The organism is Cellulophaga tyrosinoxydans (genome assembly GCF_900176415.1).
Lineage (GTDB): Bacteria > Bacteroidota > Bacteroidia > Flavobacteriales > Flavobacteriaceae > Cellulophaga > Cellulophaga tyrosinoxydans.
Window position 1 is genome coordinate 86,702 of sequence record NZ_FWXO01000005.1, and the last position, 26,192, is coordinate 112,893.

At 33.8% G+C, this 26,192-nt stretch carries 15 protein-coding genes; all 15 read left to right on the top strand.

What is annotated here, in order from left to right; translation table 11 throughout:
- Nucleotides 1–7 precede the first annotated feature (7 nt).
- Nucleotides 8–979, top strand: a complete 972-nt coding sequence (locus B8963_RS13660) for a TRAP transporter substrate-binding protein (RefSeq protein ID WP_084062351.1) — start codon at nucleotides 8–10, stop codon at nucleotides 977–979.
- Nucleotides 980–981: 2 nt separating this feature from the next.
- Nucleotides 982–1,473 carry a TRAP transporter small permease gene (locus B8963_RS13665; protein ID WP_084062352.1) on the top strand — a complete coding sequence of 164 codons (492 nt, stop codon included), beginning with the start codon at nucleotides 982–984 and terminating at the stop codon, nucleotides 1,471–1,473.
- 2 nt (nucleotides 1,474–1,475) lie between these two features.
- The gene (locus B8963_RS13670) at nucleotides 1,476–2,780 is read left to right on the top strand and encodes a TRAP transporter large permease (protein WP_200810846.1); all 1,305 of its coding nucleotides are present in this window, start codon (nucleotides 1,476–1,478) and stop codon (nucleotides 2,778–2,780) included.
- A gap of 758 nt (nucleotides 2,781–3,538) precedes the next feature.
- Nucleotides 3,539–6,625 (top strand): SusC/RagA family TonB-linked outer membrane protein, encoded by a 3,087-nt coding sequence (locus tag B8963_RS13675; RefSeq protein WP_159447300.1) that lies wholly within the window; start codon nucleotides 3,539–3,541, stop codon nucleotides 6,623–6,625.
- Between the two features lie 18 nt (nucleotides 6,626–6,643).
- Nucleotides 6,644–8,248 (top strand): RagB/SusD family nutrient uptake outer membrane protein, encoded by a 1,605-nt coding sequence (locus B8963_RS13680; protein ID WP_084062354.1) that lies wholly within the window; start codon nucleotides 6,644–6,646, stop codon nucleotides 8,246–8,248.
- Nucleotides 8,249–8,262: 14 nt separating this feature from the next.
- Nucleotides 8,263–8,964, top strand: a complete 702-nt coding sequence (locus tag B8963_RS13685; RefSeq protein WP_143312541.1) for a hypothetical protein — start codon at nucleotides 8,263–8,265, stop codon at nucleotides 8,962–8,964.
- A 556-nt stretch (nucleotides 8,965–9,520) separates the two neighbouring features.
- Entirely contained in the window at nucleotides 9,521–12,664 is a 3,144-nt protein-coding gene (locus tag B8963_RS13690; RefSeq protein ID WP_084062359.1) for a SusC/RagA family TonB-linked outer membrane protein, read from the top strand.
- Between the two features lie 13 nt (nucleotides 12,665–12,677).
- Complete coding sequence (locus tag B8963_RS13695; RefSeq protein WP_084062362.1) at nucleotides 12,678–14,240, top strand: RagB/SusD family nutrient uptake outer membrane protein; 1,563 nt, start codon at nucleotides 12,678–12,680, stop codon at nucleotides 14,238–14,240.
- Nucleotides 14,241–14,259: 19 nt separating this feature from the next.
- Nucleotides 14,260–15,087 (top strand): hypothetical protein, encoded by an 828-nt coding sequence (locus B8963_RS13700; protein ID WP_143312542.1) that lies wholly within the window; start codon nucleotides 14,260–14,262, stop codon nucleotides 15,085–15,087.
- 246 nt (nucleotides 15,088–15,333) lie between these two features.
- Complete coding sequence (locus B8963_RS13705; protein ID WP_084062368.1) at nucleotides 15,334–16,719, top strand: 3-keto-disaccharide hydrolase; 1,386 nt, start codon at nucleotides 15,334–15,336, stop codon at nucleotides 16,717–16,719.
- A gap of 1 nt (nucleotide 16,720) precedes the next feature.
- Nucleotides 16,721–18,064, top strand: a complete 1,344-nt coding sequence (locus B8963_RS13710; protein WP_084062370.1) for a Gfo/Idh/MocA family protein — start codon at nucleotides 16,721–16,723, stop codon at nucleotides 18,062–18,064.
- A 209-nt stretch (nucleotides 18,065–18,273) separates the two neighbouring features.
- Nucleotides 18,274–21,828: a sulfatase-like hydrolase/transferase gene (locus B8963_RS13715; RefSeq protein ID WP_234989672.1), complete on the top strand. Its 3,555-nt coding sequence runs from the start codon at nucleotides 18,274–18,276 to the stop codon at nucleotides 21,826–21,828.
- Between the two features lie 65 nt (nucleotides 21,829–21,893).
- Nucleotides 21,894–23,747, top strand: a complete 1,854-nt coding sequence (locus B8963_RS13720; RefSeq protein WP_084062373.1) for a DUF5060 domain-containing protein — start codon at nucleotides 21,894–21,896, stop codon at nucleotides 23,745–23,747.
- Between the two features lie 118 nt (nucleotides 23,748–23,865).
- Nucleotides 23,866–24,834 carry a Gfo/Idh/MocA family protein gene (locus B8963_RS13725; protein ID WP_200810847.1) on the top strand — a complete coding sequence of 323 codons (969 nt, stop codon included), beginning with the start codon at nucleotides 23,866–23,868 and terminating at the stop codon, nucleotides 24,832–24,834.
- A 14-nt stretch (nucleotides 24,835–24,848) separates the two neighbouring features.
- A complete protein-coding gene (locus tag B8963_RS13730; RefSeq protein WP_084062375.1) occupies nucleotides 24,849–26,192 on the top strand; it encodes a family 43 glycosylhydrolase in 1,344 nt (447 codons plus the stop codon).

A 26,192-nucleotide genomic window follows, 5' to 3' on the forward strand; every position in this document is an offset into this window, starting at 1 on the left:
TAAAAATATGAAAAAAATTGGCTTTGTTTGTATGCTTGCCTTTCTACTTTTATCCTGCAAAAAGGAAGGAAATACTAAAATGTTGTATTTAGCACATACGCTGCCTCAAACGCATCCAGTACACAAAGGGATTTTAGAATTCCAGAAGGCGCTTGATGAAAAATCTAAGGGGAAGATGCAGGTAAAAATTTTTCCTGATGGGCAGCTAGGTTCTGAGCGTGAAGTGTTAGAGCTTTTGCAAATTGGTAGTGTTGCAATTACTAAAGTAAGTGCTGCTACCTTGTCTAATTTTGTACCCGAGTATCAAGTACTTGGTATACCATATGTTTTTAGAGATAAGCAACATCAATTTGATGTTCTAGAGGGAGAGGTGGGGAAGTCTATTCTAGCAAAAGGTAGTAAATTATGGTTACGAGGCCTTGTGTATTATGATGCAGGGAGCCGAAGTTTTTATACCGCCAATAAAGCAATACGAAAGCCCGAGGATTTAAATGGGCTTAAAATTAGGGTGATGAATGATCAAATGTCTATAAATATGGTCACTGCTATGGGTGGTTCAGCTACCCCCATGTCATATGGGGAATTATATACTGCTATACAGCAAGGTGTTGTTGATGGCGCAGAGAATAACCCTCCCTCATTTGTGTCATCTAATCACTACGAGATTAGTAAATATTATACTATTGACGAGCATTCATCAGTACCCGATGTATTATTAATTGGAACAAAATTTTGGGACAAACTTTCGGATCAAGAAAAAATATGGGTTCAAGAAGCTGCAGATAAATCATCTAAAGCACAAAAGAAATTCTGGCAAGAATCAGTAGATGAATCAATGGAAATTGCTAAAAAAGCTGGTGTTGAGATAATTCTCCCAGAGAAATCCTTATTTGAAAATAAATCAAAATCAGTTTTAGAAACGTTTATTAAGGAGCATCCTGAAATGACTGAAATTATAAACTCTATAAAAAATCAATAAGTATGAAAATTGCTGAAGCTATTTTTAATAAAACATGTAAGGTTTTAGAATTTATTTTAGTGTTTATTTTTGGATTGTTAGTTGTTGATGTTCTAAGTCAAGTTTTCTCTCGTTATATTTTAAATACTTCATTTGCCTTTACTGAAGAATTAGCACGATTTTCACTAATCTGGTTGTCGGTTCTAGGCGCAGCATACCTTAGTGCAAAAAGAATGCATTTATCAATGGACTTTTTGTATCAGAAATTCTCCGAAAAGAATAAGAAAAAAGCTTTACTATTTTCAGAGTTGTGTATTTTTTCATTTGCTTTAATAATAATGGTTATTGGTGGTTTTAATTTGGTCTATATAACCCTTCATTTAGAACAATTGTCAGGAACCTTAGAAATTCCTCTAGGGTATATTTATGTCATAATGCCAATTAGTGGTTTGCTTATTATGTGTTTTTCAGTTTATCATTTTTTTAAAATTAAAGCTAATCTTATAACCGAATAATCATGAGTATTGAAGTTATTAGTATCCTCGTCTTATTTGTAAGTTTTTTTATTCTTTTAATTCTTAAAGTTCCTGTGGCTTACAGTATTGGTATTGCAACAGCACTAAGTTTACTTTTAAATATTGATAATTTACCAGGAATAACAACAATAGCTCAGCGAATGACAACTGGTATTGATAGTTTTGCATTACTGGCAATCCCCTTCTTTGTTTTAGCAGGAGAAATAATGAAACGTGGTGGAATAGCCAATAGGCTTATAAATTTCGCGAAATCTCTAGTGGCTAGTATGCCTGGAGGTCTGGCTTATGTAAATGTATTGGCATCTATGTTGTTTGGAGCTATTTCGGGCTCTGCAATTGCCGCTACTTCAGCTATTGGGAGTATCATGACGGACAGAATGGAGGAAGAGGGATACCCTAGAGAGTTTAGTGCATCTGTAAATATTACATCTTCTACAACTGGTTTATTAATTCCGCCGAGCAACATTCTAATTGTTTATGCTTTGGCAAGTGGTGGCACGGCCTCTGTAGCAGCATTATTTGTGGCTGGTTATTTTCCTGGTATTTTACTTGGAGTAGCAATTATGGCATATATTGCTTTTGTCGCCTCTGCTAAAAAATTCACCAAGGGTACTCGGACTCCTTTTTCTTTAATTTGGACTTATTTTCGAAAAGCATTTTTTAGTCTATTATTATTAGTTATTGTAGTAGGCGGAATTGTCGCAGGTGTTTTTACGGCAACCGAGGCGTCTGCAATTGCTGTATTATACGCGACTGTTTTAGCCTTAATATATGGTGATGTGCGGGTAAAAGATTTTCCAAATATATTACTTACTAGCGCTAAAACAACAGCTGTAGTTATGTTTTTAATTTGCACCTCGATGGCTATGTCATGGTTGTTTTCTTTTGAAGGAATCCCCGAACTGATAAGTGGATTTTTATTAGAACAGTTTAGTAATAAAATAGTAATTTTTTTAGTGATTAATTTGGTTTTATTAGTCATCGGAACATTTATGGATATGACTCCTGCAGTTTTAATATTTACTCCTATATTTTTACCGGTTGTAGTAGCATTAGGAATGGATCCCGTACATTTCGGAATAGTACTTGTGCTTAATTTATGTATTGGCTTGTGCACTCCTCCAGTAGGTACTATATTATTTGTAGGAAGTGGAATTGCAAATGTTTCTGTATCGCAGGTGATTAAGCCATTAATTCCATTTTTATTAATAATGGTACTAGTTTTACTTATAATCACATATATTCCTCAAATATCAATGTGGCTGCCAAGTTTATTTGAATTGTAAATAAACTATTAGTGTAATTTAAATTGCACTTATACATAAACACAACTTTTACAAACAACTAGGGCGAATTGTAATGGTTTGGTAGCTTTTATATATTGCTAAATTGAGTTTATAAAATGGCTAAAATGGATTAACTTTTTTAATTCATTAGACTTTAAAGTAGTCTATTCTTTCTATTGTTGGCCATAAATTTCACTTATAACTTTCATTGTTTTTTACATTTTTTCTTGTGAAGATGGTATTAGTAAATTCAAGGTTTTTAAGGTTTAGATTAAAAGCAATTTCTATTTTTTTTTAAATCTTATTGTTAAAATTGGTTATATTTTTTAACCAATTAGTTATTGAATAAGAATTATTCTAATTATTAATTTTAGTAGTTAAATAGTGATATCTATGGTAATCCCTGTGTTTAATAGCCTTTAGAAGGGTTGTAAAGTGCAGGATAGTACAGGATGCTTTAGGTTTTTTAAAAATGTAAAATTGTAAACGAATATTAGTAGTATCTAATTTTTAACTTGGGTTTATTACGAACTCTGCATTTTTTTGGTTAAAAATCTAATGTTTTATTTTTTTCTGTCAGACTAAATTCTGTCAATATTTTAAAATAAACAATTTATTGTTTTGCTAGCTCGTTCAAGAAAACCCTCTTGGAGAACGTATTATTTTTGCTAAGAAAAATAGAACTTTTTTTAATTGACCTGAGTTAATTGTAAATACAATTAATTAAAACTAAATATATGTTAACACTCAAACTCAAAATGAAACAAAATTTCAAGACGAAATGGTTCGTTTCTGGTATTACATTAGTGCTTTTATTAATGTTTTCCAGTTTCACAACAACGAAATTGCATGCCCAACAAAGGATCAAGGGTACTGTAATAGGAATTGATGGTACCCCAATTCCTGGTGTAACCGTATTGCAAAAAGGTACATCAAGAGGTACTGCAACTGACTTTGATGGAAATTACTCTTTGGAATTAATTACTGGCTCCAAAACTTTAGTTTTTTCTGCATTAAGTTATGAAACTAAGGAAATTTCAATAGGAAATAAAACTAATATAATTGTTACTCTAGCGGAAGATGTTGCGGCATTAGAAGAAGTTGTGGTAATTGGTTATGCTCCAATCGAGCGTAAAAAGGTTTTAGGCGCTATTTCAACTGTAAAATCAGAATCAATAGAACAGGCTTCACCGGTACAAGCTTTTGATGCTGTTCAAGGAAAATTGGCAGGGGTCCAAATTTTATCTAATAATGGACCTGGAGCTGGCTTTGATATTCGAGTTCGTGGGGTATCTACCTTTGGCAGTGGAACGCAACCTTTATATGTTGTTGATGGTCAGCAATTAGATGATATAGATAACCTTGATCCTTCAGATATTGCCTCATTAGAGGTGTTAAAAGATGGTGCAACGGCTGCTATTTATGGTTCAAAAGCAGCTAATGGTGTAGTATTAATTACCACTAAATCTGGAAAATCAGGCAAACTTAGTTTAGATGTTTCTACTCTTACAGGAATAAATACTTTAGTAGGAGATATCGCTGTTGCTAATACCGCCCAGCGTATTTTATATGAAAGACTTAGGAGCAATAATACAAATAACCTTACTACACAAGAACGTGATTCACTAAGTTTATTAAGCAGAAATTCGTACGATTTACAAGCCTTACTCACTAGGCCTGCATTTAGACACCAAACAAACGTAGCTTTAAGTGGCGGTGGGGATAAAACAAGGTTTTATTGGAATAGTGGGTTTTTAAATGAAGATGGTGTTGTCAGAAATAGCGATTATAGGAGAATAAACACGCAGATCAAGGTGGATATAGATGTTACCAAAAAACTTAAATTTGGAACCAATGCAAGATTGAGTTATGAAAAGCAAAATGGTATTAATGCAGGTGCGGTTCTAGGGCAAATTGTAGCACGTATTCCTTATTATCCACTATTTGAGCCTAATGGGGATTATGTTCCTACACTTTTTGGAAGACAAAATCCTTTGGCGCAGGCAGATTTAAGGACTCAAGATAATAGAAATTTCCGTGCTCAGATATTTAATTATGCGCAGTTAACACTCTTGCCAAAACTTACTGTTAAATCTACGTTAGGGATTAATTATAGATCGAATAAACGAAACGATTTTACACCAGGTTTTTTAGTAGGTAATAATGGTACAGGAGATTCAAACGGTCGAGAGCGTCAAGATTTAACTTATGACATCCAACAGGAGAATTATTTAAACTATAAAAACTCTTTTGGTAAGCATGATGTAGCAGCTTTTGCTGGTATGCAAATTCAAAAATACTTTAGAGAGTATTCTGATTTCAGTAGTATATTTAACAGTGATATTGTTACCACGTTTAATAATGCCACTCCAGGTGCTATAATTTCTAATAATTTTGATGAGCGGCATAATCTTTACTCCTTATTCGCAGGTGTTAACTATGATTTTGCTGATAAATATTTAGTAGGTGGTACCATTCGTCGAGATGGATCTTCCAGATTTGGAGACGAGAACGAGTTTGGTTATTTTCCATCAGCCACTTTAGGTTGGAGAATTAGTAATGAGAACTTCCTTATAGAAAGTAATGTTGTTAATAATCTTTTAATCAGGGCAAGCTGGGGAATTGTTGGTAACGAACGTGTAGGAAACTATGAGTTTACCGGTGCTTTCGAACCAGGATTTGTGTACAATGGTTTAAGTGGTGTAGCACCAACACGTTTAGGAAACTCAGAATTAGGATGGGAAGAAACGGAATCTAAAAACTTAGGTTTTGATTTATCGATGTTTAAGAAACGATTAGAAATTAATTTTGACTTATGGGAGAAGAATACAACAGGATTACTTGCTGTTACCCCATTACCAGAAGAATCAGGTTTTGCAGGTATTCGAAGAAATGTAGGAGCAGTAAATAACAGGGGTATCGATTTCAGTATTACTGGTACACTACTTAAAAGTAAAGATTTCTCATGGCGTAGTAACTTTAATATAGGGTTGCTGGAGAATGAGGTTATAAAATTAGATGGTGGCACGCCCTTTGATTCTGGAAGCTATAGAATAGAAGAAGGTCAGCCTATTGGTAATATTTTTGGTTACAATAATCTGGGTATTTTTCAATATAATGAGTCGAATGCCTTTACACCAGAAGGTGTGCAATTAACGCCAAATTTTGATAATTCAGGCACTTTTGTTAATTATACCTTAAATGGTTCAGAATATACAGGTACGGTAAATCAATTAAGGGCAGCAAACCAAACGCTTCAAGGAGGCGATGTTATTTGGGAAGATCTAGATGGCAACTTTATAATTGATGCTGAGGACAGAAAGATTATAGGAAACGGATTAGCCACAGTTTATGGAGGATTCTCTCATGATATCCGTTATAAAAACTTTAATGTGAGTTTACTTTTTGATTATAGTTTGGGCCAAGATATCTATAGACGTTATGACGAGACTAGAAACGACCTGAATTCAGCCAATGAAACCCCAAGTCCAGATTATATTTTAGGATCTTGGAGAGAACCAGGAGATATTACAGAGTATCCACGATTAAGTAGAGTACCACAACAACGATTAAGACCAAACAGTTTCTATGTAACTGATGGTGACTTTATCAAGTGGCGTTATGTTCGTTTTAATTACAGTTTGTCCAATAAAGTATTGGAGAATATTCCTGGTATAAAAGCGGTCTCTATAAACTTAGCACTAAACAATGTTTTAACTTGGACCAACTATATTGGATACAACCCAGAGCTTGGAAACAGAGGTAACGCTTTGCAAGTAAACCAAGATGATTTACGATACCCAAATGATCGAGAAATCATATTAGGATTAAAAGTTCAATTTTAGTAATCAAAAAATAAAGACATGTTAAAAAATATAAAAAGAAACAAAATAAAAGGTATTACATGTATGCTAGGTGTATTAGCAGCTAGTTACTCTTGTAATGATCTTGTAGATGAAGAGCCGTTAAGTGAAATAGGGCCAAACAGTTTTTACACTAATAACGATCAACTTCAGGAAGGAGTTATAGCGGCCTATGACGGTATGCAAGGGACATATAACCAAGCTACCTTTTTCTGGGGAGAGTTCCGTTCAGACAACCACCAGCCTTTTGCGGGCGGTCAAGCCAGTCAAAATAACTTGGAGATTGTTAACAATGACATAACTCAGGGAAATCCGGCAGTTCGATGGAACAATTTGTATCGCATGATAGACCGTGCAAATCAAGCGATTATCAATGCGCCCAATATACCTAATTTAGATGAAAGTTTACTTGCAGAAGCATTAGCTATTAGAGCTAAAGCATATTTTGATGCTGTACGAGTTTGGGGCGCTGTTCCCTTGTTTACGGAACCAGTAAAACTTCTTTCGGATGCCACCAAACCAGTTACCGATGGAGATATCATTATGAACGAGGTTGTTATTCCGGATATGTTGAGAGCGGAAGAATTAATTACGCCATTGGCAGATGAATTTAGATTTTCGAAATCGAGTATCTATGCATTACAGGCAGAGGTTTATATGTGGTTAAATGATTACCCAAAAGCTAAAGTAGCTTTAGAGTCTTTGATAGGTTTAGGACAGCATAGGCTTGTTACAACTGCAGAGGCATGGGATGATATGTTTTACAACAATCAACCCGTACCGGCAGTACCAGATGGCAGGGGTAAAATACAAGTAGGCTCAGAATTGATCCTGTCGATTCGTTATGATATAACTGAAGACCGTGATTTTGGGGGTACTCGAAATAACAGGTCAGGTATTATGGGATTGTTCTATGCAGGTATTCCATCTTATGTTATATCAGAAACCGTAGAGAACAAATGGCGAGAGAAATTCCCTATAGATTCATTGGAATGGGTTACAAAATACCCTACTGTAGATCCAGTTTTGACCAGAACTGTTTTTGAAGATGACGGCATGGGAGGAGTAATAGAAGTAGAGAAGCCTGTTTATGGCGATTGGAGATACTATTTAACACGTCAAGGACGTGTAGATGGCTTTAGCAGTGTAGATATAGGAGAAGCAAGAACAGCCAAATGGCAACAAACCAACTATAGTGCAAACGAGGATGATACGGATATAGCATTATACCGCTATGCAGATATGATTTTACTATTGGCAGAGGCAGAAAACTTTATAGATCTTACGGGAGCTACATCACTAGATTTAGTTAATGAGATTAGAACGGCTAGGCAGTTACCACAAGTATCAGCAGCAGAATTTGGAGCAACTCCAGAAGAACGTTTAAATTATATTCTAGACGAGCGTCAATTAGAATTATTTGGAGAAGGAAAAAGATGGTGGGATTTGGTAAGAAACAATAAAGCGATGGAAGTTATTAATCCAATCATGTCTTTAAGACCTGAAGGTGTTCAAATAACGGAAGATCGTTTAGTTTGGCCAATCTATGTAGATCATTTAATAGAGAATCCATTGCTTGAACAAAATACAGGTTATAGAAATTAAAATAAGAAAAAATTATGAAAACATTTTTAAAACTAAAAAGTGTAACAATTTTATGTTTAAGTTTCATGTTTATATCATGTGACTTAGATTTACAAGAAAGCTTCAATTTTGAGCCAGAGGTAGATTTAACAGATCCGCATGCCAATAAAACGGCATGGGAATTTATACAAACAAGAACGGCCCTTAATGAAGATGGATCGTTCAATGGGGAGGAGCTAAACTACATGATAGCTGCTATAAAAAAAGCAGGTTTTGAAGATCTTTACAATCAAGCAGTAGACACTTCTAGAACCTATTTGTTGCTAAATAACAATGCTTTTACGGGTAGGGGTGATGTCATTAATATTGTAACCGGATCTTCTACTGTACCAGATGGCGAAACTCCAGAGCAAACCATGGAACGTGTTGATACTCCTGAAAAATTAGAAAAATTGAGAACTGTATTAAGGTACCATATTGTGGATGCTTACGTGGCACAAGTACCAACGCTTGCAGTTGCAGAAGTTAGATATATATTCCAGACTTTAATACCTGGAGATGATGGATTAATCGCATTTAACAGAAATAGTAGATGGTCAATACAAATTAACAGAGCGCCAGCACCACTACCAACAAGCGCGACCTCTCAAAATGAGAATGTTAGAGCTCATAATTATGTGTTTAATAATGGAATTGGTCATTTTATTGCTGATCCTGTGCGAAATAGGCCGTATTAATAAGTTTTTTTTGAGTTAGTCTTAGAATCTCCAATATATAACAATGTATATTGGAGATTTTTTTTTGGTTTTATAAAGCAATATTTTTAATATTTCAGTTAGTTGTCAACCCTCTTCTAAAAAACAGATTTAGTGGAGGTTTTTTTAATTTTGTTATCTGAGAATCGCATTCAATTAATTAAATTTTAAGGTTAAAATTTATAACTTAATTTAGTTTTAAAACTCCGCTAGATAATTTAATGGCATTGTGGTTTTTTTATTTTATTAAAAAATAGCATTTCCTGAATAAATTTTGGCATAGGTTTCATCCTAGATACTTCGTTTGCTACAAAATCATGTATTTTTTTAAAGTATAAAACAATGATAATCATTTGTTTATGTGAAATTTTTAATTAATAAATATTTTTTTTGACTTCCAGTATAGTGCAGGATAGTTTATGTTTTCCCTTAATATAATTTTCCGCCACTCAATTTATATATCTAAAACTATATGATCTTCGTCTACGGTTTTAATATAAAATAGTATTGTTAAACAATAAGCTAAACTTAAAAAGGAATGAACAAAAAATTAATTAATGAACAGGTCCATCATTGGAAAATAAATTATTTTACTTTGATGCTTTTAATTTTCGGCATGATGAGTTTTTCATCACAAGCCCAAGTAAATGACATTTCAGGTATTGTATTAGATGAATTAGGAACTCCAATACCAGGAGTAACAGTTATGCAGAAAGGTACAACAATAGGAACGGCAACTGATTTTGATGGCAAATTCACGCTCCAATTGTTTGCTAGCACTAAAACTTTGATTTTTTCTTCCTTAGGTTATGAAACCCAAGAGGTTTCTCTTGGAAATAAAACATCTTTATCTATTGTATTACTTGAAGATGTTGCAGCATTAGAAGAAGTGGTAGTTATTGGATACCAAACCGTGTCAAGAGAAAAAGTTTTAGGATCAACGGTTAATGTAAAGTCCGAATCAATTGAGCAATCTACTCCGATAGATGTGTTACAGGGAGTCCAAGGTAAGGTTTCTGGTGTGCAAATATTGTCAAATAATGGACCTGGAGAGGGTTTTGATATTAGAATTAGAGGTGTCGGTTCTTTAAACGGAGCTACTGGTCCTTTGTATGTTGTAGATGGTCAACAAACTTTTAATATTGATAACTTAAACCCGAGTGATATACAAAGTTTTGAAATTTTAAAAGATGGGGCCACTACGGCTGCATATGGAGCACAAGGAGCAAACGGTGTGGTTGTAATTACCACTAAAGGCGGAGTAAGAGGTAAGCTTAATTTAGATATAACTTCAATAACAGGTGTAAATTCATTAGTTGGGGCTGTTCCTGTTTCTACGGCGAAACAAAGAATTATTATGGAACGGCTTTTAAATACAAACTTAAGGAGTCAAACGGTATTAGATTCTTTAGGTCAAGGGTATAGAAATTCGCCAGATAATCAGGCATTAATTACAAGACCCGGATTTAGACACCAAACAAACATAGCTTTAAGTGGAGGTGGTGAAAAATCTAAGTATTATTGGAATACGGGCTACCTTAATCAAGATGGTGTTGTTCTTAATAGTGATTTTAAAAGGTTGAGTACACGTCTAAAACTGGATTTAACTCCATCAGAAAAGTTTAGTGCAGGTACCATAGTGAATATGACTTTTGAGCAAACTAATGGTATTAGTTCAGGTGCGGTTTTAGGAAATGCTTTGAACCGTATACCGTACATTGCTATATTTGAACCTAATGGAGATCTATCTCCTACACCAACTAGTTTTAATGGATCAGGAAATCCAGTACAGCAATTACTACTTCGTAAGAACTTAAGAAAAAACTACAGATTCAATGTTTTTAATTATGCAGAATATAAGATCCTGCCTCAATTATCAATAAAATCCACTTTAGGGGTAACCATGGGTTACGATAAACGTGAAGGTTTTGCGCCTTCATCTTTATCTGTAGGTGGAACTAATCCAAATTCATTTGCAACAGCAGATGAAAGTCATTCTCTATCCTATAACTTGCAACAAGATAATTTTTTAAATTTTAATCAAAAATGGGGTGACCATAGCTTATCTGCATTCGGAGGTATGCAATTACAAGTTGGAAGAACAGAAACACTAGGACTTACTACAAGATTATCAAATGACCTTATTACAACTTTAAATAATGCTGATGTAGAATATTTTGTTCCTACCAATGCTACTCAAAATTTTGATCAAGGACAATTTTCTTTATTTACTGGATTTAATTATGATTTTGATAATAAATATTTATTAGGTGCAACAATTCGTCGTGATGGCTCTTCTAGGTTTGGACCGCAAAATCAATTTGGTTATTTTCCATCAGCATCCATAGGATGGAGAGTTAGCAAAGAAAGTTTTTTGAAAAATGTTAAATCTATAGATAATCTTTTAGTTAGAGCTACATATGGTATAGTTGGAAATGACCGAATTGGTAATTTTGAGTTCTTATCTAGTCTAGAGCCTCGTGGTTATTATGATGGAGTTCTTGGTTTTGTGCCTGTTACTTTTGGTAATGAAATTATAAAATGGGAGCAAACAGAATCTAAAGATTTAGGTTTTGATTTGGCGATGTTTAAAAGACGATTAAATATAGGAGCTGCGGTATGGGTAAAAGACACTAAAGATTTACTTGTAAATACGCAGTTGCCAGAAGAATCTGGTTTTTCTGTAGCCCGAGAGAACAGGGGAGTTATCAGAAATAAGGGTATTGATTTTTCAATTAATGGTACAGTACTTAAAACCAAAGATTTTTCATGGAATGCTGGTTTTAACATAGGAATATTAGATAATGAAGTAATAGAATTAGATACGCCAATTATTTCTGGTGTTTCAATAATTGAAGAAGGTCAACCGATTGGTAATTTTACAGGATATAAACAAAATGGTATATTCCAGTATGATGAATCCAACGCTTTTACGCCAGAAGGAGATCGCTTAATTCCTAATTTTGATGCTAATGGCACCTTTTTAGGATCGTATAATACAAGTGCAGGTCAAGCATATTCAGGTATAGTTAGACAATTGGTTCATGGTCCTTCTGGCAATGTTCTTCAAGGCGGTGATTACATTTGGGATGACAAAAACAACGATGGCGTTATCGACTCAGAAGATACACAGATTTTAGGAAACGGTTTAGCTACAGTTTATGGGGGTTTAACACATGATTTAAAATACAAAGGTTTTACTTTGGGAGTCCTTTTTGATTATAGTTTTGGAAACGAAATTTATAGACGTTATGATCATGATCGTAATAGTTTTAGAGCTAATACTATTACCCCAAGCCCAGATCGAATTGATGGTGCTTGGCAAAATCAAGGAGATGTAACTATTTATCCTATAATCGCTAGTGCTGCTTCAAGACCTCAGAATAGATTTGATTTTGCCGGAAACACGGCAAATAGCTTATATATAGAAGATGGAAGTTTTATTAAATGGCGCTATATACGCATGGGTTACACATTCTCAAAAGATGTTCTTGATAGATTCAATTTAGGTTTAAAGGATTTAACCTTAAATTTTCAAGTAAACAATATTTTAACTTGGACAAATTACCAAGGGTATAGCCCAGAGTTTGGTAATAGAGATAGCGTATTGTCACCAAGTGTGGATAATTTAAGGTATCCAAGTGATAGAGAATTTCTGCTAAGTTTAAGAGTACAATTTTAAAAAAAAAGGAATTATGAAAATATATAAATTACAAGGTGCTGCTGTTTTATTTGCAACATTAGGAATGTTCTTTTCTTGCGATGACAAATTAGACGTACAAGGGGAAAGTTTTGTGACACCTGAAACTTTTTATTCGAATCAGGCTGAGCTAGATATAGCATTAGCGGGTGTTTATGATGGTTTGCAGACGGTTTATGATAATGCAAATTATGTTTTTGGTGAGTTTAGGTCGGACAGTTATTTTCCTGCTCCAGCAAGTACAAATGTTTCCAGAACCTCATTTCATGATAGTAACATGGATGCGGCAGATGGCAGCTTGCGCTGGAATAATTTTTACACTACAATTGATAGAGCAAACAGAGTTATTATTGCAGGCGAGGCTTTGGAAGGAATTGACCCTAATTCTTTAGGCCAAGCATATGCAATTAGGTCTAAAGTATATTTTGATTTAATTCGGATTTGGAATAATGTTCCTTTATTTCTAGTGCCAATAACCTCTCCGTCAGATGCGTACAGACCAGTAACATCCTACAGTGAAATCATGAATACAGTAGTTATTCCAGATATGTTGAAAGCCGAATCTTTAATATCTGCTTCACCTTCTCCATTTCGTTTTTCATTACCCAGTGTATTGGCACATCAAGCTGAAGTTTATATGTGGCAAAAAACACAAGCAGATAATATTCTTGCGGAAAGCGCTATAGAAAGATTACTAGGTCTTAATTCGTATAGTCTTACAACCTCTCCACAAGCTTGGCAAGATATGTTTTACAACCAACCCCCTACGAATACCTTACCAGATGCACTTGGTAAAATACAAACGGGACCAGAACTTATATTCTCTATTCGTTATGACGATGCTGATACAACACCATCAGGTTTATGGTCTTCTTGGGTTGCTGGGTCTTCGATAACTGTTATATCGCCATTAGTAGAAGAAAAATGGATAGAAAGATTTCCACAAGATGAGACATGGAATGATTTGTACCCTACTACACCTCCAGTATTAAGTATAACAACAGTGGATCAAAATGGAGCCCCTGTAGAGGAGCCTTTATATGGAGATTGGAGACAATTTGCGTCAAGAGAGCGCGGTGATTTTGAAACAGGTATGGGACCAGCAGTTATTGGTGAGGCGAGACTTCATAAATGGACAAAAAATCGTGATGGAATGGTTGTAAATTTAGATAGATCAGATGTAGTAATGTATCGTTTAGCAGACATGATTTTGTTATTGGCTGAAGCAAAAATAAAGCTTAACAAACCAGAAGAGGCTCTTACATTAATAAACCAGATTCGTTCTGCAAGAAAATTACCGCTAGCTACTGATGTAGCATTTGGAACAACAGTAGATGAACAAATTAACTATTTACTAGATGAGCGTCAATTTGAATTGCTAGGTGAAGGAAAACGCTGGTGGGATTTAATAAGAAATGATAAAGCTTTAGAGTTTGTAAATCCACTATTAGCATCAAGAGGTCAAAATCCTTTGACAGCTGATCGCTTATTTTATCCAATATTTCAAAACCATATAATAGAATCATTGGGAGCTTATCAACAAAATCCAGGATGGTAAATTTTTAAAATATAAACACATGAAAACATATATAAAAATACTATTAGCTACATGTATGGTAGCAACCTTAGGTTCTTGTTCGTTAGATTTACAAGAGCAATTTAATTACAAAGGCGAAACGTATAGTGAGGAAGATCCTTTTGAGAATATAACCGCATGGGATTACATACAATCCAGAGTGTCTAACACACCAAGAGATGCTAATAATAGATTTAAGTTACAAAGCAATACCAATGAATTAGGCTTCAATGGTGATGAATTGGATTTAATGATTGCTGCCATAAAACGTGTTGGCTATGAAGATTTATACAATCAAACTGCTAACTCTGGTCGAACATATTTGTTATTAAATAACAATGCATTTACAGGAAACAATAGCACTCGTGATATCGTGAGAGCTATTCGAGGAAGTCAACTAGCTGATAATTCAACAATAGAGCCTGAAACCTATTTTGATAATTGGACACCAGAACAATTAAATCAATTAAAAGCCATTTTAAGATATCATATTGTTACTGATTATGTAGAGCAAAGAACGGTACCAACGGCAAATGTTTTTGTTTTATTTAAAACGCTATTGCCAAAGGTTAATTTAGATGCACTTGGCGCTCCGGTTAGTTTGTCTAATGATATGGCGGATATTGCTTTTTCTCGTGATGGTGATGCAAGATTTACCCTTAGGGTAAACGATGTAGGTTCTCCATTGCCAGCTACAGCTAACACTGCCAATTTAGATGAAAGCGTTAGAAGACATAACTATGTTTTTAATAATGGTATTGGACATTATTTACAAGAGATGGTACGTTATCAGCCATATACGTTATACACGAATCTGCCTCTTGATTAATAGCACTTACTAATCTTAATTGTTTTTACAATCAGAGATAGCATGTTTTGGTAATAAAAACCTCCATAAAGTAATTAATATTATGGAGGTTTTTTTGTTTTACTAAATATATGTCAGGACAGAGCAGGATGCCTATTAAAGCTGTATCGATTATATTTAAATTTTTAAGTCCAGCTTTTTAAAGTAAAAAAGATAAGTTTCTATCTTGTATATTCACTAAATTCAAATTATAAAATTTTACAAAGCATGAAAAAAATCAATTGTATTTTGTTGCTAATTGTTATGTCTGCCGCAATTGTTAGTTCTTGTAAATCTCAAAAAGAGATAACGCCATGGAAACATCTTATTGACGAAAATGGTTTTGAAGGTTGGAGTATAAAAGGTGGGGAGGCCAACTATATAAACCAAGATGGTGTAATAATTGGAACAACCGCATTAAATACTCCAAATACATTTTTAACAACTAATGAAATGTATGACGATTTTATATTAGAAATTGAATATAAAGTTGATTCTACAATGAATTCAGGAATACAATTCAGAAGCAATAGTTATCCCTATTATCAGGATGGTAGAGTACATGGCTATCAAGTAGAAATAGATCCGTCTAAACGAGCTTGGAGCGGGGGGATTTATGATGAAGGAAGACGCAAATGGTTATGCACGCTAGAGGATAATCCAAATGCTCAAAAAGCTTTCAAACAAAATGAATGGAATCACTATCGAGTAGAGGCTATTGCTGACACCTTAAAAACATGGATAAACGGGGTGCCAGCATCTTATTTAATTGATGATAAAACAGCGTCTGGTTTTATAGGATTACAAGTGCATTCTATAGGGAAAGATACTACCAAATTAGGAAAACAAGTTAAGTGGAAGAATGCTAAAATCTTAACTGAAAATCTATCAAAATATACAGCTAAAACTACATTAGAACCAGTGATTACAAAAAATAATCTTACAGTTAATGAGAAAAATTCAGGTTGGCAAATGTTATGGGATGGTGAAACAACAAAGGGTTGGCGCGGAGCTAAATTAGAGTCTTTCCCTACGGAAGGCTGGTCTATTGAAAATGGCGAACTTATTGTTGCTGAAAATGGTGGTGCAGAATCTGCAGCAGGTGGAGACATAGTTACTACCGATGTTTATAGTGATTTTGAGCTCTCAGTAGATTTCAAATTATCACCAGGAGCAAATAGTGGTATAAAGTATTATGTTGATACTGAAATAAATAAAGGACCAGGCTCATCTATTGGATTAGAATATCAAATTCTAGATGATGAACTTCATGAAGATGCTAAATTAGGTTCTCATGAAGGTAGTAGAACGGTTTGTTCTTTATATGATTTAATTCAAGCTAATCCTGATAAGCCAATTAATCCAATAGGAGAATGGAACACAGCATACATAAAATCAATTGGAAACCACGTAGAACATTGGTTAAATGACGTTAAAGTTTTGGAATATGAGCGCGGTAGTGATGAGTTTTTAAAGCTAGTTGCTGAGAGTAAATATGAAAAATGGCCAAATTTTGGCACCCTAGAAAAGGGTCAGATTTTACTACAAGACCATGGAGATAAAGTGGCATTTAGAAACATTAAAATAAAGGTTCCACAAAAAAAGAAAGAGTAAGATGGAAAATAATCGTAGAGATTTTATAAAAAAAACTACTGCAGCTGCTATTGGTGTAAGCTTAACTAGCAGTGTAAATGCTATGTCGGCAAAAAGTTATAACAATATTATTGGTGCTAACGAGCGACTTAATGTTGCTATTGCTGGTTTGGGTAGACGTTTAAATGCATTTAAATCACCTATAGCTTCAAAGGATAGTAATGTTAAACTGCTTTACCTATGTGATGTTATGGAAAGCCAACGGTTTAAGGCTTTAAAATCTTTTAAAGAACATATCGACTATAATCCGGCTTTAGAGAATGATATTAGAAAAGTATTAAACGATAAGAATGTAGATGTACTAATTAATGCCACACCAGACCATTGGCACACACCAGGATCTATCATGGCAATGAAAGCAGGCAAGCACGTGTATGTTGAGAAGCCCTGTAGTCATAATATGTATGAAAATGAGCAATTGGTAAAGGCGTCTAAGCACTTTAATAAAGTGGTTCAAATGGGTAATCAGCAACGTTCATCTGGTCATACCATCGAAATTGTAAATGAAATCCATAGCGGTATTATAGGTAAACCATATAAGGCCGTTGCTTTTTATAATAACGGACGAGGTGAAGTACCTTTACAAAAAAGCGCACCAATTCCAGAAGGATTAGACTGGGATTTATGGCAAGGTCCAGCACCAAGACGCTCTTATACTTCTGAAACCTGGGATTACAATTGGCATTGGTATGGTTGGGATTATGGGACAGCTGAAGCAGGTAATAATGGCACGCATGAGTTAGATGTTGCACGGTGGGCTTTACAAGTAGATTTTCCACAGCATGTATCTGTAGAGGCAGAAAAACGTCATTTTAAAAATGATGGATGGGAAATGTATGATGATATGGAAGCCACATTTAAATTTGCAGATAATAAAGTTATTAAATGGGATGGTAAATCTAGAAACAGTTACAGTACCTATGGAACTGGACGAGGAACTATAATTTATGGTACTGAAGGATCTGTATTTGTAGATAGAGGTAAGTACATATTATATGATCGTCAAGGAAAATTAGTTAAAGAGTTTAATTCGGCATCTAAAGAAGCAGGTACGGCATTAGGTGGTGGTGGTGATACATCAACTCAGCATGTTCAAAATCTTTTTGAAACCATTCGAGGCAAATCAAAACTAACGGCACCTATTGATGATGCAAGTAAAAGTATGGCCATGGTACATTATGCCAATATAGCCTATAGAATTAATGATGGTTTTGATGTAGATGATAAAACAGGTATGATGTACAACCGAAAAGCTATGAAATTATGGTCAAGAACATATGAACCTGGTTGGGAACCAACTTTGTAAGTCTTGAAAGTGGATTATAAAGATAAATGATGGTTATTCTAATACTATTTACTCTAAAATTTTATTGTAAATAGTGTTTTATTTTTTTTGTAGTATATTAATAATCAGTGCTCTAAATTGAGATGTGATTATTGAAACTAAAATTCAGGACAGAGCAGGATAGAATTTGTGCCTTATAATTTTATTTTTAAATATTCGAAAACTATTATATGAATTTAATGATCAAGATGTTCTTTAGACCAGATTTTGCAATACAAGTAATTGTAATAAGTGTTTTTTGCAGTTTTAACCTAATAAATGCACAGCAAGACGGCACGCAGGAAAAGCCTAACATAATTTTTATCCTTACTGATGATCAACGTTTTGATGCTATCGGCTATGCAGGTAATAAATATGTAGAAACGCCTGAAATGGATAATTTAGCAAAAACGGGCACATACTTTAATAACGCCATTGTAACTACCCCAATTTGTGCAGCAAGTAGAGCTAGTATTCTTACTGGTTTGTATGAACGTTCTCACAATTTTAATTTTCAAACAGGTAATATTCGAGACGAATATATGGATAATTCATATCCAACTTTGTTGAAAAATAATGGGTATTATACAGGTTTTTATGGTAAGTATGGTGTACGGTATGATGGATTGGATAAACAATTTGATGAATTTGATGAATATGATAGGAATAATAATTTTAAAGACAAACGAGGTTATTTCTATAAAACAATTAATAAAGATACTGTACACTTAACAAGGTATACTGGACAACAAGCAATCGATTTTATCGATAAAAATGCAACAAACAAAAAACCATTCTGCCTATCCTTAAGTTTTAGTGCTCCTCATGCACACGATGCTGCTCCAGATCAATATTTTTGGCAAGCAGAGACAGATAAATTACTTGAAAATACTACTATTCCAGGTCCAGAATTGGCTGAGGATAAATACTTTAATACACAGCCCAAAATTGTTCGTGATGGTTTTAATAGATTGCGTTGGACATGGCGATATGATACACCAGAAAAATATCAACATAGCCTGAAAGGTTATTACAGAATGATTTCTGGAATAGATTTAGAAATCAAAAAAATAAGAGAAAAACTTAAGGAAAAAGGAATCGAAAAAAATACAATCATTATTGTGATGGGTGATAATGGTTATTTTCTTGGAGAACGACAATTAGCTGGTAAATGGTTAATGTATGACAATTCAATAAGAGTGCCTTTAATCATTTACGATCCAAGAGAAGCAAAACACCAAGATATTTCCGATATGGTGTTAAATATTGATGTAACGCAAACTATTGCAGATTTAGCAGGGGTTAAATCTCCGGCAACATGGCAAGGCAAAAGTTTACTTCCTCTAGTGCAACAAAAAACGAATACAATCAATAGAGATACTATATTGATAGAGCACATTTGGGATTTTAGTGAGATTCCACCAAGCGAAGGCGTGCGAACCGAAGAATGGAAATATTTTAGATATGTAAATGATAAATCTATTGAAGAACTTTATAATTTAAAGAAAGATCCTAAGGAGATAAACAATTTAATAGGAAAGAAAAAATATAAAGAAGTTACCGATAAACTTCGAATTAAATTAGATGATTTAATAAAGAAAAATAGTAATGAATATAGAGCAGCCCCAACAGATCTAACTGTAGAATTAATAAGAGAACCGAGTGCTGAAGTTAAAATATTTGATCTAAAACCAGAATTTGGATGGACAGTACCTTTAGGAGCTAAGTACCAAGGCGCTTACCAAATATTAGTGGCATCCAACGAAAAAAGTATTAACAATAATAATGGAGATGTTTGGGATAGCGGTCAGGTACGCTCTTTAGAATCAACAAATGTTGAGTATGAAGGGAATGCACTTGAGGTTGGTAAAACCTATTATTGGAAAGTGAGAATTTGGGATGAAGAAAATCGTTTAGTCGATTATTCTGAACCTCAAAAGTTTGCCACAGGTAAAAGTGATAATTATATAATATCCACAGAAAACAAGTTTGTAGTTACCAAAGTAGCGCCTGTAAAATTTGAAAATCGTAAGGATTTTATTTTTTTAGATTTTGGAAAAGCAGCTTTTGCGACATTGGATTTTACATACAACGCAAAAAAACCACATACTTTAATTGTTCGTGTTGGTGAAATGTTAGATGATAAGGGTAATGTAAACAGAACACCACCAGCTAAAAGCAATATTCGCTATCAAGAAATAAAAGTGGATGTTAAGCCAGGGCAATCAAAATATCAAATTAAGGTCTTGGAAGATGAGAGAAACACGAGAGCTAACAAAGCCATTCCTTTGCCAGAAGGTTTTCCACCTTTAGTGCCATTTAGATATGCCGAAATAGAGGGGGCTCAGGAACCTATTATGGCAACTAACATTGAACAATTAGCGTTTCATACTTATTGGGATGAAGAAGCGAGCAGTTTTGCATGTGATAATGATATTTTAAACCAAGTTTGGGAATTATGTAAATATTCCATCAAAGCAACCACTTTTAATGGGTTATACGTTGATGGTGATAGAGAACGAATTCCTTACGAGGCAGATGCGTTTTTAAATCAATTGAGTCATTATACAACAGATAGGGAGTACGCTATAGCAAGGCGTACTATTGAGTATTTCATGAAAAACCCAACATGGCCAACTGAATGGCAACAGCATGTGGCCCTATTGATTTATGCGGATTATATGTATACTGGTAATACGGAATTGATAGAACGTTATTATGAAGCACTTAAACATAAAACACTTTATGAACTTTCTAATGAAGACGGATTAATTACATCAACTAAAGTTGATAAAGAATTTATGCGAAAACTTGGTTTTGCTGATGATTATAAAAAACCATTAACCGATATAGTTGATTGGCCACCAGCAAATTTTAACGGTAGTACAACTCCTGGTGAATTAGATGGTTTTGTTTTTAAGCCTTATAGTACTGTAATAAATTCATTTTTCTATGAGAATATGAAAATTATGGTAGAGTTTGCTAAAATATTAGGAAAGACAGATGAAGTAATGGATTTTGAACTACGTGCTGCTAAAGCTAAAAAAGCAGTTAACGAGCAAATGTTTGATAAAGAGCGTGGTATTTATGTTGATGGTGTTGGTACTGATCATGCTTCATTACATGCTAATATGATGCCACTTGCATTTGGTTTAGTACCTGAAGAGCATTTTGCATCTGTGGTAAATTATATAAAAACAAGAGGAATGGCATGTAGTGTTTACGGAGCTCAATTTTTAATGGATGGATTATACAATGCAGGAGAAGAAGATTATGCACTAGAATTGTTGTCAAGTACCGCTGAAAGAAGTTGGTATAATATGATTCGTATAGGATCTACCATTACGTTAGAATCATGGGATAATAAATATAAAAACAATTTAGATTGGAACCATGCTTGGGGTGCGGTTCCTGCTAATGTTATTCCGAGAGGATTATGGGGTATTAAACCAAAAACGCCAGGATTTGGAGTCGCAACAATCAAACCTCAAATGAGTAAATTAAAATCAAGTAGTATTGAAGTGCCAACCGTAAGAGGAACAATAAAGGCAAAATATACCTTTAATGGAGCAAGATTACAAACTTATGAAATTGAGATACCAGGAAATATGGTAGCTGAATTTTCTTTAAATAATATCGATGGTAAAGACTTATTACATAATGGAGCAAAAATACCACCCGCCTTTAATTCTATTAGATTGTCTCCAGGAACGCATATCATTCAATTAAAAATTAATTCATTTTAAATGGGAATGCTAATAATTTGTTTAGTTTCAATTTTTAAAGCGCTATATCCTTATTAATATTACTTATGTTTAAATACATCAGTTCTCTCTATTTGTTTGTAATTCTTCTATTAAATTCATGCGAGTCACAAAAAAGGGTATTAATTGATGGGGAATTAAAAAAATGGCATAAAATAACGTTAAGTTTTGAAGGGCCGGAAACCAACGAAATGGATGAAAATAATCCATTTCTTAATTACCGATTAGATGTTACTTTTAAAAATGGTAATAATGAATTTGTTATTCCAGGATTTTATGCTTCCGATGGTAATTCAGCTGAAACGAGCAGCAGTTTAGGAAATATTTGGCAAGTACGATTTACTCCTGACGAAATAGGAAAATGGACTTATGTAGCTTCATTTAAAAAAGGCAAAAATATTGCTGTTTCTGATGACTCAAATGAAGGTTCTAGCGCTGGTTTTATGGATGGTGTATCAGGTACTTTTAATGTTTTACCATCTGATAAAACTGGCATTGATAATAGAGCGAAAGGGCGCTTGCAATATGTTGGAGAATCCTACTTAAAATTCGCAGAGACAAATAAATATTTTATTAAGTTAGGGGTGGATGCTCCTGAAAATTTATTAGCTTATAGAGATTTTGATGTTTCTACCAATGTATTGGGTTTTCAAAAAGCTTGGGAGCCACATTCAAAAGATTTTGACGAAAATGCTAAACAATTTTGCTGGCAAGAAACTAAAGGTAAAAATTTATTAGGTGCAATAAATTATTTAGCGAGTGAAGGATTAAATGTATTCTCATTTTTAACTTTTAATGTAGATGGTGATGACAGAAATATTTTTCCGCATTTATTAAAAGTTTCCATTCAAGAATATGAAGCATACGCAAGTGTCAAAAAAAATACGAAAGCTTGGGAAACCATGTTTCATAAAACTCGTTTTGATGTATCTAAATTAGATCAGTGGGAACGTATTTTTGAATATGCTGAAACAATAGGAATGTTTCTTCATTTTAAAACACACGAAACAGAAACAGATCATTTAATGGATAATGGTGTTTTTGGTTTAGAATCAAAACTTTATTATAGAGAACTTTTAGCTAGATTTGGGCATCATTTATCCCTAAATTGGAATTTAGGGGAAGAAAATGATCAGCCATTATCTGAAGTAAAAAAAGCTGCCAATTATGTATCCAAATTAGATGCTTATGATAGTCACTTAGTAATTCATACATTTCCAAACAAAGATGACAGGTTTACAAACTTAGTAGGAAACCAATCTCCGTTAACTGGAGCATCTTTGCAATTAAGTCATCCTGATTTTAATGATGTGCATTCGAGAGTTTTAAAATGGCGTGAAAAATCAAATGCAACAGGTAGAAAATGGGCTATAGCCGTTGATGAGCCAGGTAAGGCAGATATCGCTTTATTACCTGATGATGAAGATGTAGAACATAACTTTGCAAGAAGTAGAGCGCTTTGGGGTACCCTCATGGCTGGTGGTTATGGTGTGGAATGGTATTTTGGCTATGCCAGTGCCAACTCTGATTTAACCTGCCAAGATTTTAGAAGTCGTGATTTGTTTTGGGATCAAAACAGATATGCTTTGAAATTTTTCAATGAATATATTCCTTTTTGGAAAATGGAACCTCGTGACGATTTAATTTCTCATCTAATGTCTTATTGCTTAGCAATAGAAGAAGAGATTTATGTAGTTTATGCAGAATCTAATGCTGATAATATAAAGTTGAATATAGGAGCGTCAGACAAGACATTTGTTGTTAAATGGTTCGACCCAAGAAGTGGAAGTAATCTACAAAATGGATCTATTACCTTAGTAAAAGCTAATGGCGTAGTTCATTTAGGAATACCTCCCAATGAACCTAAAGAAGATTGGGTTGTTCTTGTGCAACAACAATAACGAAATCACTATTCTAGTACCTTCATTTCATTGATAATTTTTATAGAAACCATAACAGTGCAGGACAGGTTTGTTTTGTCTATATTTTATCTTTAGAAACTAAAATTTGTTAGTACTAGTGATAAAAAAATCAACTATCAATTGGGGAATTATTGGATGTGGTGATGTTACTGAAGTAAAAAGTGGCCCAGCATTTCAGAAAACGGCAAATTCGATATTGGTATCGGTTATGCGAAGAAATAGGGAAAGAGTAGAAGATTATGCGATAAGACATAAAGTGCAATATTGGACAACAAATGCTGCTGATTTAATTGAAAATAAACTCGTTAATGCCGTTTATATAGCAACACCTCCTTCATCACATTTGTCTTATGCTTTGCAAGTTTTAAAGGCAGGGAAAGATGTATATCTTGAAAAACCAATGGTCTTGAATACACAAGAGGCAAAAATATTGACTGAGGCATTGAAAAATAGTGAAAGTAAAGTAACTATTGCTCATTATCGTCGAAGATTACCTGTTTTTCTTAAGGTAAAAGAGTTGCTAGATGCAAAAATTATAGGCGTTGTTCAATTTGCAGAAATAAATATTGCCCAAAGTAATACTGCCAATTTAATAGCTAAAAGTGATGAAAATTGGCGATTAATACCGGAAATTTCTGGAGGTGGATATTTTCATGATATTGCTCCTCATCAAATTGATTTAATGTGCCATTATTTTGGTGAGGTAGCACTTATTGAAAAAATAAATACTGAAATTAAAGACTCGCAGAACAATTTGGTATGTGGGAAAGTAGTATTTAAAAATGGAGTCCAGTTTAAAGGAAATTGGAACTTTAATGCTTCATTTGATAAAGATAATTGCATTATTTATGGCGATAAAGGGAGTATAACATTTTCTTTTTATGGTAATGAACTAACTGTGGTGTCAGAAAATAAAGAAGAAAAATATAATTTTTACAATCCGAAGCATGTACAACAGCCTATGATTGAGAAAACGGTGGATTATTTTTTGAATAAAAACTCAAATCCATGTTCCGTAGAGGAGGCCGCTGTTGTGGCCCAAATTATGGAAGTGTTTATTGTTTAAAACAGAATTAAGGTATGAATATTACTAAAATTGCATTATTATCATTTTTAATATTAAATACTATAGTTTCCGCTCAAAATCCAATTGTGCCTAATAAAGGATTAAATGATCCACATGTTCATATTTTTAATGATACGGCTTATGTTTATGCCTCACATGATAAGTCAATTGAAAATAAAAATTTTATTATGGAAGATTGGTGGATTTGGTCTTCACCCGATTTAGTTAATTGGACAGAAAGAGGAATACTTAAACCTAACGACACCTATATTGGTAAAGAATTTTCAAGTTGCTGGGCGACGGATGTTGCCTTTAAAAATGGGAAGTATTATTGGTACTTCTCAGAAGGAAATGAACAAACCGGTGTTGTAGTAAGTGATACTCCTGTTGGCCCATGGAGTGATCCATTAGGTAAGCCATTATTAAAATCTAATTTAACGTCTACTCATGAATATGACATGGCAATTTTTAACGAAAATACTGATCATTACATAATTTTTGGAGTATGGGATTATTATATTGCTAAACTTAATGATGATATGATTAGTTTGGCAGAGAAGCCAAAAAAAATTAAAATAAACAATCCAAGAGGTCCTTATAATATTGATGGATCTAACACCCAAATGCCAACAGATGATAAACCTTTTCTGCATAAATATAAGGGTAAGTATTATTTATCATGGGGATGTTTTTACGCTATATCTAATAATTTATACGGCCCTTATGAGTATGTAGACACTATAATTAAAGAAACCAGTTTCACAGAAGATTATGCTGCTCCAACTTGGCCAAACGGGTTCTTACAAGGTAGACACGGCTCGTTTTTTGAATGGCATAACCAATGGTATTATGCCTATTGTGATATTAGTCAAACAGGAAATCGCTATTTTAGAGATACCTTCATAAGTTACATTCATTATAAAGAAAATGGTGAAATGGCCACCATAAGAGTTGATGGTATTGGGGTAGGGCAATATGATGCGAATAGTGGTGCAATTGAAGCGGAGGATTATTTTAAATCAAATGGTCTTCAAAAAGTAGAAAATACAATTGGAGGTTTTTCCATTAAGGCTCAAGATAAAAATGCATTTGCGTTATATCCTAACATTCAAAATTTGAATAGTAAGAGCCGAATGGAATTTCAAGTATTAACGGATACTAATTCTGAAATCGAAATTAGAGACGGTTCTCCTGATGGGAAACTCTTAGCAACCTTAATATTTGAAGCCAACAAGACAAAACAATTTTTAACACAAACTACTACTATAAGCTCACTATACAATGGGCAAACAATTTGTATTGTATTTAAATCGGAAATCTCAACAGACTTAAAAATTAACAGATTTAGTTTTAAATAA

Excerpts from the sequence above, each read along its gene's own strand:
- B8963_RS13660 (WP_084062351.1), top strand. The coding sequence starts at position 8 with ATGAAAAAAATTGGCTTTGTTTGTATGCTTGCCTTTCTACTTTTATCC.
- B8963_RS13665 (WP_084062352.1), top strand. The coding sequence starts at position 982 with ATGAAAATTGCTGAAGCTATTTTTAATAAAACATGTAAGGTTTTAGAA.
- B8963_RS13670 (WP_200810846.1), top strand. The coding sequence starts at position 1,476 with ATGAGTATTGAAGTTATTAGTATCCTCGTCTTATTTGTAAGTTTTTTT.
- B8963_RS13675 (WP_159447300.1), top strand. The coding sequence starts at position 3,539 with ATGAAACAAAATTTCAAGACGAAATGGTTCGTTTCTGGTATTACATTA.
- B8963_RS13680 (WP_084062354.1), top strand. The coding sequence starts at position 6,644 with ATGTTAAAAAATATAAAAAGAAACAAAATAAAAGGTATTACATGTATG.
- B8963_RS13685 (WP_143312541.1), top strand. The coding sequence starts at position 8,263 with ATGAAAACATTTTTAAAACTAAAAAGTGTAACAATTTTATGTTTAAGT.
- B8963_RS13690 (WP_084062359.1), top strand. The coding sequence starts at position 9,521 with ATGAACAAAAAATTAATTAATGAACAGGTCCATCATTGGAAAATAAAT.
- B8963_RS13695 (WP_084062362.1), top strand. The coding sequence starts at position 12,678 with ATGAAAATATATAAATTACAAGGTGCTGCTGTTTTATTTGCAACATTA.
- B8963_RS13700 (WP_143312542.1), top strand. The coding sequence starts at position 14,260 with ATGAAAACATATATAAAAATACTATTAGCTACATGTATGGTAGCAACC.
- B8963_RS13705 (WP_084062368.1), top strand. The coding sequence starts at position 15,334 with ATGAAAAAAATCAATTGTATTTTGTTGCTAATTGTTATGTCTGCCGCA.
- B8963_RS13710 (WP_084062370.1), top strand. The coding sequence starts at position 16,721 with ATGGAAAATAATCGTAGAGATTTTATAAAAAAAACTACTGCAGCTGCT.
- B8963_RS13715 (WP_234989672.1), top strand. The coding sequence starts at position 18,274 with ATGAATTTAATGATCAAGATGTTCTTTAGACCAGATTTTGCAATACAA.
- B8963_RS13720 (WP_084062373.1), top strand. The coding sequence starts at position 21,894 with ATGTTTAAATACATCAGTTCTCTCTATTTGTTTGTAATTCTTCTATTA.
- B8963_RS13730 (WP_084062375.1), top strand. The coding sequence starts at position 24,849 with ATGAATATTACTAAAATTGCATTATTATCATTTTTAATATTAAATACT.